At 72.2% G+C, this 17,197-nt stretch carries 15 protein-coding genes; 8 read left to right on the plus strand and 7 right to left on the minus strand.

Annotated elements, in window-relative coordinates; translation table 11 throughout:
• Positions 1–12: 12 nt before the first annotated feature.
• Genes HTZ77_RS01465 through HTZ77_RS01475 form a run of 3 tightly spaced genes read left to right on the plus strand, consistent with a single transcriptional unit; the run spans position 13 to position 3,555 of the window.
• Positions 13–1,200 (plus strand): DUF4350 domain-containing protein, encoded by a 1,188-nt coding sequence (locus HTZ77_RS01465; protein WP_175587576.1) that lies wholly within the window; start codon positions 13–15, stop codon positions 1,198–1,200.
• Positions 1,190–2,170 (plus strand): AAA family ATPase, encoded by a 981-nt coding sequence (locus tag HTZ77_RS01470; RefSeq protein WP_328808359.1) that lies wholly within the window; start codon positions 1,190–1,192, stop codon positions 2,168–2,170. The genes HTZ77_RS01465 and HTZ77_RS01470 overlap by 11 nt, the downstream gene beginning before the upstream one ends.
• Positions 2,170–3,555: a DUF58 domain-containing protein gene (locus HTZ77_RS01475; RefSeq protein WP_175587577.1), complete on the plus strand. Its 1,386-nt coding sequence runs from the start codon at positions 2,170–2,172 to the stop codon at positions 3,553–3,555. The genes HTZ77_RS01470 and HTZ77_RS01475 overlap by 1 nt, the downstream gene beginning before the upstream one ends.
• Positions 3,556–3,578: 23 nt before the next feature.
• On the opposite strand, the gene HTZ77_RS01480 is transcribed toward HTZ77_RS01475, so the two are convergent.
• The gene (locus HTZ77_RS01480) at positions 3,579–4,571 is read right to left on the minus strand and encodes a stage II sporulation protein M (RefSeq protein WP_175587578.1); all 993 of its coding nucleotides are present in this window, start codon (positions 4,569–4,571) and stop codon (positions 3,579–3,581) included.
• A 51-nt stretch (positions 4,572–4,622) separates the two neighbouring features.
• Here HTZ77_RS01480 and HTZ77_RS01485 point away from each other — a divergent pair, with 51 nt between their 5' ends.
• Positions 4,623–5,582 (plus strand): RDD family protein, encoded by a 960-nt coding sequence (locus HTZ77_RS01485; protein WP_175587579.1) that lies wholly within the window; start codon positions 4,623–4,625, stop codon positions 5,580–5,582.
• 4 nt (positions 5,583–5,586) lie between these two features.
• Here the strand turns inward: HTZ77_RS01485 and HTZ77_RS01490 are convergent, their stop codons facing one another.
• Positions 5,587–6,972: an LVIVD repeat-containing protein gene (locus tag HTZ77_RS01490; RefSeq protein WP_407940473.1), complete on the minus strand. Its 1,386-nt coding sequence runs from the start codon at positions 6,970–6,972 to the stop codon at positions 5,587–5,589.
• Positions 6,973–7,130: 158 nt separating this feature from the next.
• Positions 7,131–8,462 (minus strand): LVIVD repeat-containing protein, encoded by a 1,332-nt coding sequence (locus tag HTZ77_RS01495; protein WP_205302009.1) that lies wholly within the window; start codon positions 8,460–8,462, stop codon positions 7,131–7,133.
• 232 nt (positions 8,463–8,694) lie between these two features.
• On the opposite strand from HTZ77_RS01495, the gene HTZ77_RS01500 reads away from it, so the two are divergent.
• Positions 8,695–9,327 carry a DUF305 domain-containing protein gene (locus HTZ77_RS01500; RefSeq protein WP_328808361.1) on the plus strand — a complete coding sequence of 211 codons (633 nt, stop codon included), beginning with the start codon at positions 8,695–8,697 and terminating at the stop codon, positions 9,325–9,327.
• 21 nt (positions 9,328–9,348) lie between these two features.
• On the opposite strand, the gene HTZ77_RS01505 is transcribed toward HTZ77_RS01500, so the two are convergent.
• The gene (locus HTZ77_RS01505) at positions 9,349–10,584 is read right to left on the minus strand and encodes an adenosylhomocysteinase (protein ID WP_175587582.1); all 1,236 of its coding nucleotides are present in this window, start codon (positions 10,582–10,584) and stop codon (positions 9,349–9,351) included.
• 190 nt (positions 10,585–10,774) lie between these two features.
• Positions 10,775–12,202 carry an adenosylhomocysteinase gene (ahcY, locus tag HTZ77_RS01510; protein WP_175587583.1) on the minus strand — a complete coding sequence of 476 codons (1,428 nt, stop codon included), beginning with the start codon at positions 12,200–12,202 and terminating at the stop codon, positions 10,775–10,777.
• A 117-nt stretch (positions 12,203–12,319) separates the two neighbouring features.
• Here ahcY and HTZ77_RS01515 point away from each other — a divergent pair, with 117 nt between their 5' ends.
• Both HTZ77_RS01515 and HTZ77_RS01520 read left to right on the plus strand, forming a co-directional pair.
• Positions 12,320–12,679, plus strand: a complete 360-nt coding sequence (locus tag HTZ77_RS01515) for a MerR family transcriptional regulator (protein WP_175587584.1) — start codon at positions 12,320–12,322, stop codon at positions 12,677–12,679.
• Complete coding sequence (locus HTZ77_RS01520; protein ID WP_175587585.1) at positions 12,676–13,218, plus strand: GerMN domain-containing protein; 543 nt, start codon at positions 12,676–12,678, stop codon at positions 13,216–13,218. Before HTZ77_RS01515 ends, HTZ77_RS01520 begins: the two co-directional genes overlap by 4 nt.
• Positions 13,219–13,249: 31 nt before the next feature.
• Here HTZ77_RS01520 and HTZ77_RS01525 read toward each other — a convergent pair whose 3' ends face one another.
• Positions 13,250–14,395: an alpha/beta hydrolase gene (locus HTZ77_RS01525; protein WP_175587586.1), complete on the minus strand. Its 1,146-nt coding sequence runs from the start codon at positions 14,393–14,395 to the stop codon at positions 13,250–13,252.
• A 77-nt stretch (positions 14,396–14,472) separates the two neighbouring features.
• On the opposite strand from HTZ77_RS01525, the gene HTZ77_RS01530 reads away from it, so the two are divergent.
• A complete protein-coding gene (locus tag HTZ77_RS01530; RefSeq protein WP_205301952.1) occupies positions 14,473–16,191 on the plus strand; it encodes a phosphatidylglycerol lysyltransferase domain-containing protein in 1,719 nt (572 codons plus the stop codon).
• Positions 16,192–16,270: 79 nt separating this feature from the next.
• On the opposite strand, the gene HTZ77_RS01535 is transcribed toward HTZ77_RS01530, so the two are convergent.
• Complete coding sequence (locus HTZ77_RS01535) at positions 16,271–17,197, minus strand: cation diffusion facilitator family transporter (protein ID WP_175587588.1); 927 nt, start codon at positions 17,195–17,197, stop codon at positions 16,271–16,273.

Consider the following 17,197-nt stretch of genomic DNA (forward strand, 5'->3'; position numbering starts at 1 on the left):
GGAGGGCCGGGCATGAGTCTCACCGGCATGGGACCGGCCGAGACGCGGCAGTCGGCGCCCACCTCGCCCACGGCCCGCTCCCTGTGGCGGGCGAGCCGGATGGCGATGCTGCTCGGCCTGCTCATCGTGGCCGCCGCGGTCGCCACCGTCGCCCTCGGCGGCGGCGGCGGCCCGTCGCGCCGGCTCGACCCCGACGACACCTCCCTCGCCGGCTCCAAGGCGCTGGCCCAGCTCCTGCGCGCCCGCGGCGTGACCGTGGACCGGGCCGACTCGGTGACGCGCGCCCGCGAGCTGGCGCGCAGCGGCGACCGGGTGCTGCTGATCACTGACACGAGCTACGTCCTGGACCCGGCCGGGCTGGCCACCATTCCCGGCGACCGGGTCGTGGTGGGCGACCTCTACCGCGTCGACCTGCTCGCCCCGGGCGTGCGCAGCTCCGCGCAGGTCGGGGAGCGCTCGCGCGAGCCGGAGTGCCCGCTGCCCGCCGCGCGGGCCGCGGGCAGCGCCTTCATCGGCGGCGCGTCCTTCACCGCCCCGCGCGGCGCGACCGGCTGCTACCCGGCCGACGACGACGGCTGGACCCTGGTCAGCATGCCCAACGCGGGCGGCACGACCACGGTCGTCGGCAGCGGCGAGTTCATGACCAACCGGCGCCTGGCCGAGGACGGCAACGCCGCGCTCGCGCTCAACCTGCTGGGCTCGGCCAAGGCCGTCACCTGGCTGGTCGAGCCGCCGGAGGACGGCGCGGGCGACACGGTGGCGGGCCCCGACGGACAGTCGGTCTACGACCTGATGCCACCGGGCGTCGGCTGGGCGGTGGCCATGGCGGCCGTGGCCGTGCTGGTCACCGGCCTGTGGCGGGGCAGGCGGCTCGGCCCGGTGGTGACCGAGCGGCTGCCGGTCGTGGTGCGGGCCGCCGAGACCGTCGAAGGACGCGGCCGGCTGTACCGGGCCAGGCGCGCGCGGGGCCGCGCGGCCGACGTGCTGCGGGCCGGCGCGATCGACCGGCTCCTCCCCCGGCTCGGGCTGGCGCCCGACGCGGGCCGCAACGAGGTCGTCGCGGCCGTCGCCGCGCGCACCGGTCAGGACGCGGTCCAGGTCGGCGCCGCGCTGTACGGCCACGAACCCACCGACGACGCCGGGCTCGTCGCCCTGGCCCAATACCTCGACTCCATCGAAAGGACGGTCGGTGAACACTGAGGAGACCACCCGCGTGACGGGCCGCGGCGAGGCGGCCCGCGAGGCGCTGGGGGCGCTGCGGGCGGAGGTGTCCAAGGCCGTGGTCGGCCAGGACGCGGCCGTGACCGGGCTGGTGATCGCGCTGCTGTGCCGGGGGCACGTGCTGCTCGAAGGCGTGCCGGGCGTCGCCAAGACGCTCATGGTCCGCACGCTGGCGAAGGCGCTCGACCTGGGGTCCAAGCGGGTGCAGTTCACGCCCGACCTGATGCCGGGCGACGTGACGGGCTCGCTGGTGTACGACGCGAGGACGGCGGAGTTCGAGTTCCACGAGGGGCCGGTGTTCACCAACCTGCTGCTCGCCGACGAGATCAACCGCACCCCGCCGAAGACCCAGGCGGCGCTGCTGGAGGCCATGGAGGAGCGGCAGGTCACCGTCGAGGGCGACGCCCGGCCGCTGCCCGACCCGTTCGTGGTCTGCGCCACCCAGAACCCCGTCGAGTACGAGGGCACCTACCAGCTTCCCGAGGCCCAGCTCGACCGGTTCCTGCTCAAGCTGACCGTGCCGCTGCCGCCGCGCGACCAGGAGATCGCGGTGCTGGAGCGGCACGCGCTCGGGTTCGACCCGCGCGACCTGTCCCACGTGCGCCCCGTGGCGACGGCGGCCGACCTGGCCGCCGGCCGCGAGGCGGTGGCGGCGGTCCACGTGGCCCCCGAGGTGCTCGGCTACATCGTGGACGTGGCGCGCGCCACCCGTAACTCGCCGTCGCTCCAGCTCGGCGTCTCGCCGCGCGGCGCGACCGCGCTGCTGGGCGCCGCGCGGGCCTGGGCGTGGCTGTCGGGCCGCGCGTACGTGACGCCCGACGACGTCAAGGCGCTGGCCCGGCCCGCGCTGCGGCACCGGGTGCAGCTGCGGCCCGAGGCGGAGCTGGAGGGCGCCACCGCGGACGGCCTGCTCGACGGCATCCTGGCCTCGGTCCCGGTCCCGCGCTGATGGCTCTGACGGGACGCGCCGCGCTGGTCGCGGCGCTCGGCGTCGTGGTGGTGCTGGTCGCGCCCCGGCCGGGGGCGGCCCTGGCCGGGGTGTGCCTGGTGCTGGCCGCGGCCATCCTGGTGGACCTCGCGCTGGCCGGGTCCGTCCGGCCGCTGCGCCTCCACCGCTCCGGCGAGACGCTCGTGCGGCTGGGCCAGCAGGCCGCGGTGGAGCTGGTCGTGGAGAACCCCGGCTCGCGCCGGGTCCGCGGCGTGCTGCGCGACGCCTGGCCGCCGTCGGCGGGGGCGTCGCCCCGGGTGATGCGGCTGGACGTGCCGCCGGGCGAGCGCCGCCGGCTCACCGTGACGCTCACCCCGACCCGGCGCGGCGACCGCGAGTCCGTGGCGGTGACCGTGCGCTCCGTCGGCCCGCTCGGGCTGGCCGCCCGCCAGGGACGGCACCGCTCGCCGTGGGCGGTGCGCGTGCTGCCGCCGTTCCTGTCGCGCAAGCACCTGCCCGCGCGGCTGGCCCGGCTGCGCGAGCTGGAGGGCCGGCATCCGGCGCTCGTGCGCGGCCAGGGCACCGAGTTCGACTCGCTGCGCGAGTACGTGGTGGGCGACGACGTGCGCTCGATCGACTGGCGGGCCACCGCCCGCCGTCACGACGTGGTCGTACGGACCTGGCGGCCCGAGCGGGACCGGCGGGTGCTCATCGTCCTCGACACCGGCCGCACCTCGGCGGGCCGGGTGGGCGAGGCGCCGGTCCCGCTGGCCGGGGCCCCCTCCGAGGGAGGCGGGCCGGTGGGCGGGCACGGGGCGGCCGCGGCGGCGCGGCCGGTGCCCGGCTGGCCGCGGCTCGACTGGTCGATGGACGCGGCGCTCCTGCTGAGCGCGCTCGCCGCCCGCGCCGGCGACCGGGTCGACTTCCTGGCCCACGACCGCGCCGTACGCGCCTGGGTGTCGGGCGCCTCCCGCACCGAGCTGCTGTCGTCGCTGGTCAACGCGATGGCGCCGATCGAGGCGGAGCTGGTGGAGGCCGACTCGCGCGGCATGGTGTCCGCGATCCTGGCCCGGGCCAAGCGGCGCTGCCTGGTGGTGCTGCTGACCGACCTCAACGCCGCCGCGCTGGACGAGGGGCTGATGCCGGTGCTGCCGCAGCTCTCCTCCCGCCACCTGGTGCTGGTGGCCGCCGTCTCCGACCCCCGGGTGGCGGACATGGCGGCGCGCAAGGGCACGGCCGAGGAGGTGTACGACGCGGCGGCGGCCGAGCGCACCCGGCTGGACCGGCGCCGGATCACCGCGCGGCTGCGGCGGCACGGGGTCGAGGTGGTGGACGCGCCGCCGGAGGACATCGCGCCCGCCCTGGCCGACGCGTACCTCGCGCTCAAGGCCGCGGGCCGCCTCTAGCCCGCTCGCGGGCCCTCCGTGCGTCAGGTGCTGGGGGCGACGTCGGGGGCGTGCTCGATGTCGCCCGTCTCGTCCCGGCGGGCGGCCCGCCGCCCGAACACCAGCACGTACGCGATGAAGACCGCCTCGGCCAGCGCCCCGATGCCGATGCGCGCCCACGTGGGCAGCCCCGACGGGGTGACGAACGCCTCGATCAGCCCCGACACGAACAGCACCACGACCAGCCCGAGCGCCACGCTCATCACGGCTCGCCCCTGCTCGGCCAGCGCCTCGGCGCGCCTGCGCGGCCCCGGGTCGATGACCGTCCAGCCCAGCCGCATGCCCACGGACGCCGCCAGGAACACCGCGGTCAGCTCCAGCAGGCCGTGCGGGGTGATCAGGCCGAAGAAGATGTCGAGCTTGCCGTGCGCGGCCATGAGGCCGCCGGAGACGGCGACGTTGGCCGCGTTCTGCCACAGCACGTACGGGATGGGCAGCCCGAGGAAGACGGCGTAGACGATGACCTGCGCCGACACCCACGCGTTGTTGATCCACACCCGGCCCGCGAACGACGCGGCGGGGTTCTCGGAGTAGTAGTCGGCGAAGTCGTGCTCGACGAGCTGCTTGATCTGGTCGGGACTGGCGATCGCGGCCTGCACCTGCGGATCGCCCGCAATCCACGCGCCCATGACCCACGACACGGCGAGGAACGCCACGGCGGTGGCCAGCCACCACCACCGCGCCCGGTAGGCCACCACGGGGAACGACACGGTCGCGAACCTGACCAGCTCGCGCCAGGCCGGCGCGTGCGCCCCGGTGACGGCCGACCTGGCGCGGGCGACCAGCGCGGACAGCCGCCCGGCCAGCATCGCGTCGGTCGACGAGGAGCGCACGATCGACAGGTGGGTGGACACCCGCTGGTAGAGGTCGACCAGCTCGTCCACCTCGGCCCCGCTCAGGGACTTGCGGTGCTTGACGAGATGGTCGAGCCGGTCCCAGGCCCCGCGGTGCGCCGTGACGAACGCGTCGATGTCCACCCGACCATTGTGGCCGGTCGATCAACGGGCCATTGCCGTTAGGCTCCACATATGTCTGAGGTCGTGACCGGGGACGCCGTCGTCGTCGAGGTACGGGTGGCGCAGCTCCCGTCCCGCGCGCTGGCGCTCGCCATCGACATGGTCGTGCAGCTGACGGTGCTGATCGGCGCGCTCGTCGCGGTGCAGGCGTTCGCGATCGTCAGCGACCCGGCGCTGCTCGCCGCGGTCATGATCATCTTTACGGTGCTCGTGCTGGTCGGCTATCCGGTGATCTTCGAGACGGCAACCCGGGGGCGCAGCCTCGGCAAGCTGGCGCTGGGCCTGCGGGTCGTGGGCGACGACGGCGGGCCCGAGCGGTTCCGGCAGGCGCTGTTCCGCGGGCTGGCGGGCATGCTGGAGATCTGGGCGTTCACGGGGGCGCCGGCGCTGATCTCCTCGCTGATCTCGCAGCGGGGCAAGCGGCTGGGCGACGTCTTCGCCGGCACGATCGTGATCGCCGAGCGGGCGCCGCGCGACAACGGCCACCTCATCGTCATGCCGCCGCCGCTCGCGGCGTGGGCGGCGACGCTGGAGCTGTCGCAGCTCCCCGAGGAGGCGGCGACGGCCGCCCGGCAGTACCTCCTGCGCTGGCACGACCTCGCGCCCGCCGTGCGGCACGAGATGGGGGTGCGCATCGCGACGCAGGTCGCGGCGTACGTCTCGCCCGCGGCCCCGGCGGGGGTGCCGCCGCACGCGTACCTGAGCGCGGTGCTGGCCGAGCGGCGGCGGCGCGAGGAGATCCGGCTGGCCCGCGTGACGGGCCCCTGGGGCCGCCAGGCGCCCCCGCCGCACACGCAGGGTTTCCCGCCGCCGCAGGGTTTCCCCCCGGCACAGGGTTTCCCGCCGGCGCAGGGGTTCCCGCCTCCGCCCCTCGCTCCCCCGCCGTCCTTCGCTCCCCCGCCGCCCTTCACGCCGGAGCCGCCCTCCGAGGGGCCGCAGAGCACCCCCGGAGGGTTCGCCCCTCCGCAGTGAGTTCCTACTGGGTCTGCGGGTTGAGCACCTTCAGCCGCTTCCCGGCCGCCGAGTCCGTGCGCGGGTCGGTGATGCGCAGCACGTCCAGACCCTTCTGGATGTCGCTGCTGTAGATGTGGCCGTTGTAGTAGTACGCCGACCACGCGCCGCCGAAGTCTCGCGGCGAGAGCGGGCCCCGGTCGAAGTAGGCGATCTCCTGGGGCTTGGTGGCGTCGGTGAAGTCGACGACCGACACGCCGCCCTGGTACCACGCCTGGACCATGATGTCGCGCCCCTTGGCCGGGATCAGCGAGCCGTTGTGGGCGACGCAGTTCTCGCCGGCGCTCTGGTGCCGCGGGATCTTGAAGTACGCCTGCTTGACGAGCCGGCCGCCCTCGACGGTGTAGATGGCGTCCGCGCCGCGCTGCGGGCCGACGGCCTGGGTGCAGGCGGCGCCGAGACCGCCGCCGAGCTCGTCGGTGAAGACGACCTTGTCACCGGCGGCGTTGAAGGTGGCCGAGTGCCAGAACGCGAAGTTGTCGTCGGTCACCCGCGCGGTGACCTTCGGGCGCTCGCGGTCGGAGATGTCCATGAGCACGCCGTCGCCCATGCAGGCGCCCGCGGCGAGGTTCCTGCGGGCGAAGACCGTGATGTCGTGGCAGCCGCTGGTGGGCGCGAGCAGCGTCTCCTGCTTCTCGTTGCCGCCCTCGGGGAAGAGCACGGGCTTGGCGACCACCTTGGCCGCCGTGGGACGGTCCAGCGGCACCTTGACGATCGAGATGCTGTCGTGGGGCGGCTTGCAGTGCGGGAAGTCGTTCTGCGGTCCGTACGAGGACACGTACAGGTAGACCGCCTTGCCCGTCTTGTCGGGCACGAGGGTGTTGGTGTGCGAGCCGCAGTCGGTCCGGACGGACTTGATGTACTTCGGGCGGGACTTGTCGGAGATGTCGAAGATCCGGATGCCCTCCCACGCGGACCTGAACGCCGGCGACGTCGGCTCCGCGCGGCAGGAGTCGCCCTTGACCGGGTCGTCCACCGACAGGAACAGCAGGTCGCCGTGGACCGACACGTCGTTCTGGCCGCCGGGGCAGGAGACACGGCTCACCACGGCCGGCTTGGCCGGGTCCTTGATGTCGTAGACGGTGAAGCCGTGGTAGTTGCCCTGGAAGGCGTAGCGTCCCTGGAACGCCAGGTCCGTGCTGTAGGCCTCGGACGCGGCGAAGGCCCCCTTCTTGGGGATGTTGGCCACGTGCTTGATGGTGGAGCTGGTCCTGGCGCCGTCGTCGCGGGCCTGGGCCGCGGGTGTCACGAGACCCAGCACCGCTCCCGTCAGCACGAGGACACGGCCCAGCTTGAGGACACGGCCGATTCTGGACGCCACGGAGGACCTCCTGGTCGGGGATGAAGTCAGCCGCCCCACTATCGCAGGAAAATCATCTTCTGTGGTGCATGGGGGTCCGGGCATGGCGAGGGCCGGCCCGCGGAGGAGGCGGGCCGGCCCTACGCTCACGAGACCGCCCGGCACGCCGGGCCGGTCACGCCTGTGAGGTCAGCCGGTTCGGGAGAGGGTCAGTCGTGCCCCCAGCCACCTCCCCGGTAGGACTCCTGGGTCTGGACGTTGAGGCGGTCCGTGCGGACGCGCTCGGCGCCCCTGACCAGCGGATCGTCGATCTTGATGACGTCGAGCCCCTGGTGGAAGTCCGCCGCGTAGATGTGGCCGTTGTAGTAGTACGCCGACCAGACGCCGCCGCCGCTGCCGTCGGCGCGCGGGCCGCGCTCGAAGTAGCCGATCTCCCTGGGCTTGCTGGAGTCGGTGAAGTCCCAGATCGAGACGCCGCCCATGTACCACGCCTGGACCATGATGTCCTTGCCCTTGACCGGGATCAGCGAGCCGTTGTGGGCGACGCAGTTCTCGCTGTCGGCCTGGTAGCGCGGGATCTTGAAGTAGCTCTTGAAGACGAGGCCGCGCCGCGTGACGTCGTAGATGGCGTCGGCGCCCCGGTTCGGGCCGGTGGCCTCGTTGCAGGTGGCCGCGCCGCCGCCGCCGAGCTCGTCGGTGAAGACCACCTTGCGGGCGTCGTTGCTGAACGTCGCCGAGTGCCAGAAGGCGAAGTTCGGGTCGGTGACCCGGGCGGTGACCCGCGGGTTCAGCCGGTCGGAGATGTCGAACAGCACGCCGTCGCCCATGCAGGCGCCCGCCGCGATGTCCTTCTCCGCGTACGCGGTGATGTCGTGGCAGCCGCTGGTGGGCAGGAGCAGGCCGGGCTGGGTCTCGTTGCCGCCGTCGGGGAAGACGACCGGCGTCGCCGCGACCGCCGCGGCGGTCGGGTCGTCCAGCGGCACCTTGATGATGGAGATCTTGTCGTGCGGCGGCTGGCAGTCGGGGAAGTTCGCCGCCGGGTTGTACGAGGAGACGTACAGGTAGACGTTGCGGTGGCGGTCACGCCCCTTGCCCGGCACCAGCGTGAGGGTGTGGGAGCCGCAGTTCGTCTCGACCGACTTGATGTACTTGGGGGCGGCCTTGTCGCTGATGTCGAAGATGCGGACGCCTTCCCAGGCCTCCTTGTGGTCGGCCGACAGCGCGGTGCTGTTGCACGAGTCGTCGCTGCGCGAGCTGTCCACGGCGCTGAAGAGCAGGTTGCCGTAGACGCTGACGTCCATCTGGCTGCCCGGGCAGACGACCGAGCTGACCGGCTTGGCCTGCTTCGGGTCGCGGACGTCGTAGATGGAGAACCCGCCGTAGTTGCCGACGTACGCGTACCCGCTCTGGAACGCGATGTCGGTGTTGATGGTGCCCGCGATGGGCGCCGGCTTCGGGATGTTGAGCACGTGGGAGACGTTGGGGCTGGTCACCACGGTGTCGGCCGGAGGGATGTCCGCGGCCGAGGCGGGCATCGCCATCGCGCCTAAGGCGACGGCCGCAGCCACGGCTACGAGACTCCTTCGCAGGGTGAGCACTCGGAGGCTCCTCTCGGAGGATAAAGCCTATATAAATGACAAAATTCTGACCCGTCTTGTCATCTGTCGCCTAGCGAGCACTATGTCAAGAAATTTGCTGACTTGCCGTATTTACGGGCGGTTGCTGGACCGTCTACAGTGCAACGTCGCAACTCCCCGCGGTCAAGGAGGTCGGGTGCGCAGCGCACTCATCGTCGGCGCCTGCGCCTACCTGCTGGTCACCGGCTGCACGGACGCCCCCACGGCCGCTCCCCCGGTCCCCACGGTGACCGACACGGCGCCCGTCCTCGCCCCCGGGAAGCCCGGCGAGGAGGCCCGCACGCTGGCGCCGAGCGAGGCGGCCACCGCCGTGCCGCCCCAGCGGGCCAACGCGGCCGACGTCCGCTTCATGCAGAACATGATCATTCACCATCGGCAGGCGCTGGACATGAGCCTGCTGGCCGGCTCCCGGGCCGAGGGCGACGCGGTCAAGCGGCTGGCCGCCCGCATCAACGACGTGCAGGGCCCCGAGATCGCGATGATGACCGACTGGCTCAAGGCGCAGGGCCAGCAGGTGCCCGACCACCACGCCGCGCACCAGGGCATGCCGGGGATGGCCACGCCCGAGCAGATGGAGGCCCTGAAGGCGGCCAAGGGCGCCGCCTTCGACCGCCTGTTCGTCCAGCTCATGACCGCCCACCACCAGGGGGCGCTCACGATGTCGGCCGAGGTCCTCACCAAGGGCTCGCACCAGCGGGTCCAGGAGATCGCCGAGGACATCTCCGTCAGTCAGTCCGCCGAGATCCGCCGCATGTCCGCCATCCGCTGAGGGACGGCCGCGCCGGACGGGTCAGGAGCCGGCGCGCCAGGAGTGGAGGTAGGACTCCTGCTCCTCGGTGAGCGCGTCGATGCCGATGCCCGTGGCCGCCAGCTTGAGCCGGGCCACCTCCTGGTCGATCGCCTCGGGCACGTCGTAGACCCCGGGCGCGAGCCCGGCCCGCTCCCCGGCGAGCCAGGCCACCGCGAGGGCCTGCGCCGAGAACGACATGTCCATGACCGCCGCCGGATGCCCCTCCGCGGCCGTCAGGTTCACCAGGCGGCCCTCCGCCAGCAGCAGCAGCCTCCGGCCGTCGGGCAGGACGTACTCGTCGGTGTTGGGCCGCACGCCGCGGTGGACCTCGACGGCCAGCTCGTCGAGCGCCCGCACGTCGATCTCCACGTCGAAGTGCCCCGCGTTGGCCAGGATGGCGCCGTCCTTCATGACGGCCAGGTGCTCGGCCCGGATCACGTCGCGGTTTCCCGTCACGGTGATGAACAGGTCGCCGGCCGCGGCGGCCTCCGCCATGGGCCGCACCTCGTAGCCCTGCAGGGTGGCGTCGAGCGCCTTGACCGCGTCGATCTCGGTCACCACGACCCGCGCGCCGAACCCCTTGGCCCGCTCCGCCACGCCCCGTCCGCAGAACCCGAACCCCGCCACCACCACGGTCCGCCCCGCGAGCATGGTGTTGGTGGCCCGCATGATCCCGTCCAGCGTGGACTGCCCGGTGCCGTAGCGGTTGTCGAACATCCGCTTCGTCCGCGTGTCGTTCACCGCCACGACCGGGAACCGCAGCGCGCCCTCCGAGGCCATCTGCCGCAGCCGGATGATCCCCGTGGTCGTCTCCTCGCAGCCGCCGCTCACTCCGTCGAGCAGGTCGGTGCGCTCGGTGTGCAACGTGTTGACCAGGTCGCAGCCGTCGTCGAGCACCAGGTCGGGCCCGAGGTCGAGGGCCTGGTGGATGTGCCGGTAGTAGGTGGCCCGGTCCACGCCGGCCCGCGCGTGGACCGCGATGCCGTAGCCGCGCAGCGCCTCGGCCACGTCGTCCTGCGTCGACAGCGGGTTGGAGGCGGCCAGCGCGATCTCGGCGCCGCCCGCCCTGAGCGCGCCCATGAGCACCGCGGTCTCGGCGGTGACGTGCAGGCACGCGGCGATCCGCAACCCCTCCAGCGGCCGCTCGGCCCCGAACCGCTCCCCGATCGCCGTCAGAACAGGCATCGACCGAGCAGCCCAGGAGATCTGCCGCTCACCACTGTCCGAGAGATCCACGTGCCAAGCCCCAACCGAAGAACACGGCCAAGAGTGCGCTCGTAACGGCGCGCATGCCGTGAGCCCTCACGACCGGCCATGACAGACGGAGGGGACGTCGGCGAGTGCGGGTGACTTGGCCTGCCGTAAAAGAAAATGATCTTAAACCGGCTCCGGAGGGAAAGCCCCTCCGGAGCCTCGGCACGAGAAATCAGTACCGGTAGTGGTCGGGCTTGTACGGGCCCTCGACGTGGACGCCGATGTAGGCGGCCTGCTCCTTGGTCAGCTCGGTGAGCTTGACGCCGAGGGCGTCGAGGTGGAGCCGGGCGACCTTCTCGTCCAGGTGCTTGGGCAGCGTGTAGACGCCGATCGGGTACTCGCCGGTCTTGGTGAACAGCTCGATCTGCGCGATCACCTGGTTGGTGAACGAGTTGGACATCACGAAGCTCGGGTGGCCGGTGGCGCAGCCGAGGTTCATCAGGCGGCCCTCGGCCAGCACGAGAATCGAGTGGCCGTCGGCGAAGACCCACTCGTCGACCTGCGGCTTGATGTTGCGCTTCTCGATGCCCGGCAGCTTGGCGAGGCCGGCCATGTCGATCTCGTTGTCGAAGTGGCCGATGTTGGACACGATCGCCTGGTGCTTCATCCGCGCCATGTGGTCGGCGGTGATGATGTTGAAGTTGCCCGTGGTGGTCACGAAGATGTCGGCGATGCCGACGACCTCGTCGAGGGTGGTGACCTGGAAGCCGTCCATGGCGGCCTGCAGCGCGCAGATCGGGTCGATCTCGGTGACGATGACGCGGGCGCCCTGGCCGCGCAGCGCGTCGGCGCAGCCCTTGCCGACGTCGCCGTAGCCGCAGACCACGGCGACCTTGCCGCCGATCAGCACGTCGGTCGCCCGGTTCAGGCCGTCGATGACCGAGTGGCGGCAGCCGTACTTGTTGTCGAACTTCGACTTGGTGACCGAGTCGTTGACGTTGATCGCGGGGAACAGCAGCTGGCCGTTCTTGTGCATCTCGTACAGGCGGTGGACACCGGTGGTGGTCTCCTCGGTGACGCCCTTGATCTGCTCGGCGATCCGGGTCCACTTCTTGTCGTCACCGACCGTGCGGGTGAGCAGGTCGATGATGACGTGCCACTCCTCCGGGTCCTCGGCCGTGGCGGCGGGGACGGCGCCGGCCTTCTCGTACTCGGCGCCCTTGTGGACGAGCAGGGTGGCGTCGCCGCCGTCGTCGAGGATCATGTTGGGGCCGTCGTCGCCGGGCCAGGTGAGGGCCTGCTCGGTGCACCACCAGTACTCCTCCAGCGTCTCGCCCTTCCAGGCGAAGACGGGGACGCCCTTGGGGTCGTCGACCGTGCCGTCGCGGCCGACGACGACCGCGGCGGCGGCGTGGTCCTGCGTGGAGAAGATGTTGCAGCTCACCCAGCGCACCTCGGCGCCGAGGTCGACCAGCGTCTCGATGAGGACGGCGGTCTGGATGGTCATGTGCAGGGAGCCCATGATCTTCGCACCGCGGAGGGGCTGCGCGGCCGCGTACTCCTTACGGATCGCCATGAGCCCGGGCATCTCGTGCTCGGCGAGCCTGATCTCCTTGCGGCCGAAGTCGGCAAGTGAAAGGTCGGCGACCTTGAAGTCCATGGTTTCCCCTCGCATCGGGACGGTGTCTCGCATCGGGACGGTGTCGCCGACGAGTCTAGGCGTCATTCCGGCGAGGTCGCATCTCGGCACCCCCGAAACTGACGTAAGAATGTAAGGATGCGTATCACGGAGGCCGCGCGACGGCTCGGCATGTCCCCTCGGATGCTGCGCTACCGGGAGGCGCTCGGTCTGCTGCCCCCGGTTCGCGAGCAGGGCGCCCACCGGCGGTTCGGGCCGGAGGAGCTGGCGGCCGTGGCCCAGGGCGTCGAGCTGGAGAAACGCTTCGACGTCTCCCCCGCCGAGCTGGCGTTCGCGCTGCGGGTGCTCAGCGAGCCCACCGTCGCCGCGGCCGTGCGCGACCTCGGCATACGGATCGGGCGGATCGCGGTGCCGCGCCGCGCGCTCGACTTCGAGAAGGAGAAGGCGCTGCGGCTGCTTCGAACCAGCGCCCCCGCGCATACGTCTAAGAAATCATGAAAGAGCTCTTAGTGGCCACCGTCCTCGCGCTCTCCCCGGCGCAGGCGGCGGGCTCCCCGGCGGCGCACGCCCCGGACTCCCCGGTCCAGGCCGCCCAGGCCGGCGGTGCGGCCGGCACGCCCCACGAGGTCAAGGTGTACTTCTCCAAGGGAGACGGCATTCCCGGCAAGGTCGTGGCCGTGACCCGTAAGGCGCCGGACCGGGGGGTGGCCAGGTTCGCCGTCCAGCAGCTCATCGCCGGCCCCACCAAGGCCGAGCGGCGGCGCGGCCTGCACTCGGAGTTGACGGGCAAGCTGCGCGGCCGGTCGTCGTGCGGCGCCGACTTCACCGTCGCGTTCAAGAAGGGCGTGGCGACGCTGCGCTTCTGCCGCACCGTCGTGGGCGACGGCGTCGGCGGCGACGCGCGGGCCCTGCACACCATCGACAGGACGCTCAAGCAGTTCGACGGCGTGCGCAAGGTGGTCAGCCTGGACAAGAAGGGCCGCTGCCTGTTCGACCAGAGCGAGAGCGGCACGTCCTGCCTGACCGGGCACGAGTAGGACGCCGCCGCGAGCGGCGCCCCCGGACGCGTCAGCCGGGGGCGCCGGTGGACGGGCCGCCGCTGGGGGCGGCGGTGGACGACGGGGCTTCGCCGCTGGGGGCGTGGAGCTGCTGGGCCAGCCACGGCAGGGCCTGCGGCAGCTCCCGGTTCCAGGTGTTGAAGTTGTGGCCGCCGCTGGGCAGGATCAGCGACGACGCCTGCATGGGCGGCTTGACCGCGGCCAGGAAGGCGAGCGTCGAGCGGTAGTCGCTCTCCCCCTTCCGGCTGCTGGTGACGAGCACGTTGACCGGGGGCGCGGGCAGCGTCGCCAGCCGCCACATCAGGTCGTTGTCGTGCTCGAGCGCCTGCTGCCCGCCGAACAGGTCGCCCGTGGTGCCGTCGATGATCGTCCGGTAGTAGCCCGACAGCGACACCGCCGCCGAGAACGCCTGCGGATGGGTCATGGCGAGCTTGAGCGCGCAGTACCCGCCGGTCGAGCCCCCGATGATCCCCCAGTACTCCCTGCCCGGCGCCACCCGGTACGCGGTCGTCATGTCCCGCCGCACGTCGTCGGCGAAGTACTTCTGGATCTGCGGCCCGCCCGGCACGTCCACGCACTCGGTGTCACGCGGCAGCACCACGCTGGGCCGCATCATCACGAGGACGGCGGGGGGCACCTGGTGGCGGCTGATGGCGGTCGCGAGCCGGCCGGGCAGGTCGAGCCGGGTCATCAGGTTGCGCGGGTCACCCGGGTAGCCGGTCAGCGCGAGGATCGCGGGGAAGCGCCGCCGGTGGTCCGTGAGGTAGGCCGTGGGCAGGAAGACGTACGCCTGCTCGCTGAGGTGCGTGGTGGGGCCGGGCATGATGACGTGCTCGATCCGCCCGCCGCGCACCGCTTGGCTGTCCAGCACCTGGAGGCCCTGCCCGGCGATCGTGATGGCCGCCGTGCCGGGGTCGGTGCCGAGCAGGTCGTCCCACGAGCCGTAGAAGCCGAAGTAGTTGTTGACGAACAGTCCGAGTGCCGCCAGGGTCAGCACCTGGTTGCCCGCCAGCACCCCCGCCCGTGCCAGGACGGCGGTCCAGCGCCGTCCGGCCAGTCGCCCGGCCAGCCGCGGCCACGCCCAGACCGTGGCGACGAGCGCGCCGATCGCCAGCGCGCCCGTCATAAGCTGGAGGGGAAGCGAAGTGAGTCCCATCTTCCAGAGGCTTACCCGCCACGCCGTAAGACCGTGGTTAACACGCGGATTATCGCCTTGGGCGTTGAATCCGGATGGTGAAGAAGATCTCGCATCCCTGGGTGCCCGCCGTCGCGGGCTACGCGGCCCTGATGGTCGGACTCCTCGACATCGTCAAGGCCGTGGCCCCCCGCCTGGGCCGCAGCGGGATGGCGGCGTGGTCGGACGCGCTGCCCGGCATCGTGACGACCGTCGCCCGGGCCACCTCCCTCGTGGTGGGCATCCTGCTCATCATGCTCGCGCACGCCCTGCGCCGCAGGAAGGTGCGCGCCTGGCGGGCGGTCGTGGCGCTGCTGCCGGTCAGCGCGATCCTGGCCCTGATCCATCTGCGTCCCGTCACGGCGGCCATCAGCCTGCTCTTCCTCGTGGCGCTGCTCATGAACCGCCGCGAGTTCTACGCGCTGTCCGATCCGCGCAGCCGGTGGCGGGCGCTGTGGAACCTGCTCGCGTTCGGCGCCCTCGACCTCGCCCTGGGGTACGTGATCGTCAGCCTGCGCCCCCGGGCGATCGCCGGCGATCCCGGCGTCCTCGACCGGCTCCAGCACGTGGTCCTCGGCCTGGTCGGCATCGAGGGCCCGGTCACCTTCGTCGCGCCGCGTGTGGGCGACCTGGTCTACTTCTCGCTGCTCGCGCTCGGCACCCTGACCGCCGTCACCACCGCCTACCTGGCCCTGCGCCCCGAACGCCCGGCCGCCGAGCTGACCGACCAGGACGAGAGCCGCCTGCGCGAGCTGCTCGACCGGCACGGCGCGCGCGACTCGCTCGGCTACTTCGCGCTCCGCCGCGACAAGAGCGTGATCTTCTCGCCCTCCGGCAAGGCGGCGATCGCCTACCGGGTGGTCTCGGGCGTCATGCTGGCCAGTGGCGACCCGATCGGCGACCGGGAGGCGTGGCCGGCGGTGATCAAGGTCTTCATGGCCGAGGCGAGGAGGCACGCCTGGGTGCCGGCCGTGATCGGCTGCAGCGAGACGGGCGGCGAGGTGTGGACCCGCGAGGCCGGGCTGTCGGCGCTGGAGATCGGGGACGAGGCGGTGGTCGAGGTCGCCGACTTCACCCTGGAGGGACGGGCGATGCGCAACGTCCGCCAGATGGCCAACCGGACCGAACGGGCGGGCTACACCTGCCTCGTGCGCAGGGTGGGCGAGCTCACGGAGGAGGAGAAGGAACGGATCAGGGCGGCCTCCGCCTCCTGGCGCGGCGCGGAGACCGAGCGCGGGTTCTCGATGGCGCTCGGCCGCTTCGGCGATCCCGGCGACGGCCGCTGCATGGTGGTCACGGCGCACAAGGACGGCCAGATCAGGGCCGTGCTGCACTTCGTGCCCTGGGGGCCGCGCGGCATCTCGCTCGACCTGATGCGCCGCGACCGCGACGCCGATCCCGGTCTCAACGAGCTGCTGATCGTCAAGACCCTGCAGGCGGCGCCCTCGATGGGCGTCGACCAGGTCTCGCTCAACTTCGCGATGTTCCGGGCGGCCCTGGCGCGGGGCGAGCGGCTCGGCGCCGGGCCGGTGCTGCGGGCCTGGCGCGGCCTGCTGCTCTTCCTGTCGCACTGGTTCCAGATCGAGTCGCTCTACCGGTTCAACGCCAAGTTCCGCCCGGTCTGGGAGCCGCGCTTCGTCGTCTATCCGAACGCGCGCGACCTGCCGCGCATCGGCGTGTCGGCGCTGCAGGCCGAGGCGTTCATCACCCTCGGCCGGCCGCGCCTCGGACGCCGGAGCGCGCGCCTGGTCGGGAACGAGGCGGCACCGCTCACCTGAACACCGACCCCGGGCACCCGGCGGTGAGCGCCGGGTGCCGGACGACGAGGGCCGGGCGCGCGGCGGTGAGGGCCGGGTGTCAGGCGGTGGTGGTGCGGGAGCGGTCGAGGTCGGGCTCCAGGTAGATGACCCGGGCGATCGGCACGGCCTCGCGGATACGCCGCTCCGCCTCGTCGATGCCCCGCGCGACCTCCGACGCCGTGTCGTTGTGCGCGACCGCGATCTTGGCCGCCACCAGCAGCTCCTCCGGCCCGAGGTGCAGCGTCCGCATGTGGATCACCCGCTCGACCTCGTCGGCGGCCTCCAGCGCGTCGCAGATCTGGCGCTCCATCTCGGGGGTGGCGCTCTCGCCCAGCAGCAGCGACTTCGTCTCGACCGCCAGGATGACGGCGATCACCGCGAGCAGCAGGCCGATCATGATCGTGCCGATGGCGTCCCAGACGGGGTTGCCCGTGATGACCGCCATGGTGACGCCGAACAGCGCGAAGATCAGGCCGAGCAGCGCGCCGAGGTCCTCCAGCAGGATGACCGGCAGCTCGGGCGACTTGGAGCGGCGGATGAACGCGAACCACGACTGCTGCCCGCGCAGCGGTGCGGCCTCGCGGATGGCCGTGCGGAACGAGAAGCCCTCCGCGATGATCGCGAAGATCAGCACGGCGAACGCCCAGATCGGCGACTCCACCCCCTCCTCGGAGGAGAGCTTGTGGATGCCCTCGTACAGGGAGAAGACCGCGCCGATCGTGAACAGCACCACGGCCACCACGAACGCGTAGAAGTAGCGCTCGCGGCCGTAGCCGAACGGATGCTCGCGATCCTGCCCGCGCTGCGCCCGCTTGCCGCCGATCAGCAGCAGCAACTGGTTGCCCGAGTCGGCCACCGAGTGGATGCCCTCGGCCAGCATCGACGACGAGCCGGTGAAGAACGCGGCCACGAACTTCGATGCGGCGATGGCCAGGTTGGCCGACAGGGCCGCGATGATTGCTTTCGTACCGCCGCTCGCGCTCAC

This window comes from Nonomuraea montanisoli (assembly GCF_013363975.1).
Taxonomy (GTDB): domain Bacteria; phylum Actinomycetota; class Actinomycetes; order Streptosporangiales; family Streptosporangiaceae; genus Nonomuraea; species Nonomuraea montanisoli.

Bases quoted from the DNA above. Each gene is read 5' to 3' on its own strand.
- HTZ77_RS01465 (WP_175587576.1), top strand. From the start codon at position 13: ATGAGTCTCACCGGCATGGGACCGGCCGAGACGCGGCAGTCGGCGCCC.
- HTZ77_RS01475 (WP_175587577.1), top strand. From the start codon at position 2,170: ATGGCTCTGACGGGACGCGCCGCGCTGGTCGCGGCGCTCGGCGTCGTG.
- HTZ77_RS01485 (WP_175587579.1), top strand. From the start codon at position 4,623: ATGTCTGAGGTCGTGACCGGGGACGCCGTCGTCGTCGAGGTACGGGTG.
- HTZ77_RS01495 (WP_205302009.1), bottom strand. From the start codon at position 8,462: ATGGCGATGCCCGCCTCGGCCGCGGACATCCCTCCGGCCGACACCGTG.
- ahcY (WP_175587583.1), bottom strand. From the start codon at position 12,202: ATGGACTTCAAGGTCGCCGACCTTTCACTTGCCGACTTCGGCCGCAAG.
- HTZ77_RS01515 (WP_175587584.1), top strand. From the start codon at position 12,320: ATGCGTATCACGGAGGCCGCGCGACGGCTCGGCATGTCCCCTCGGATG.
- HTZ77_RS01520 (WP_175587585.1), top strand. From the start codon at position 12,676: ATGAAAGAGCTCTTAGTGGCCACCGTCCTCGCGCTCTCCCCGGCGCAG.
- HTZ77_RS01525 (WP_175587586.1), bottom strand. From the start codon at position 14,395: ATGGGACTCACTTCGCTTCCCCTCCAGCTTATGACGGGCGCGCTGGCG.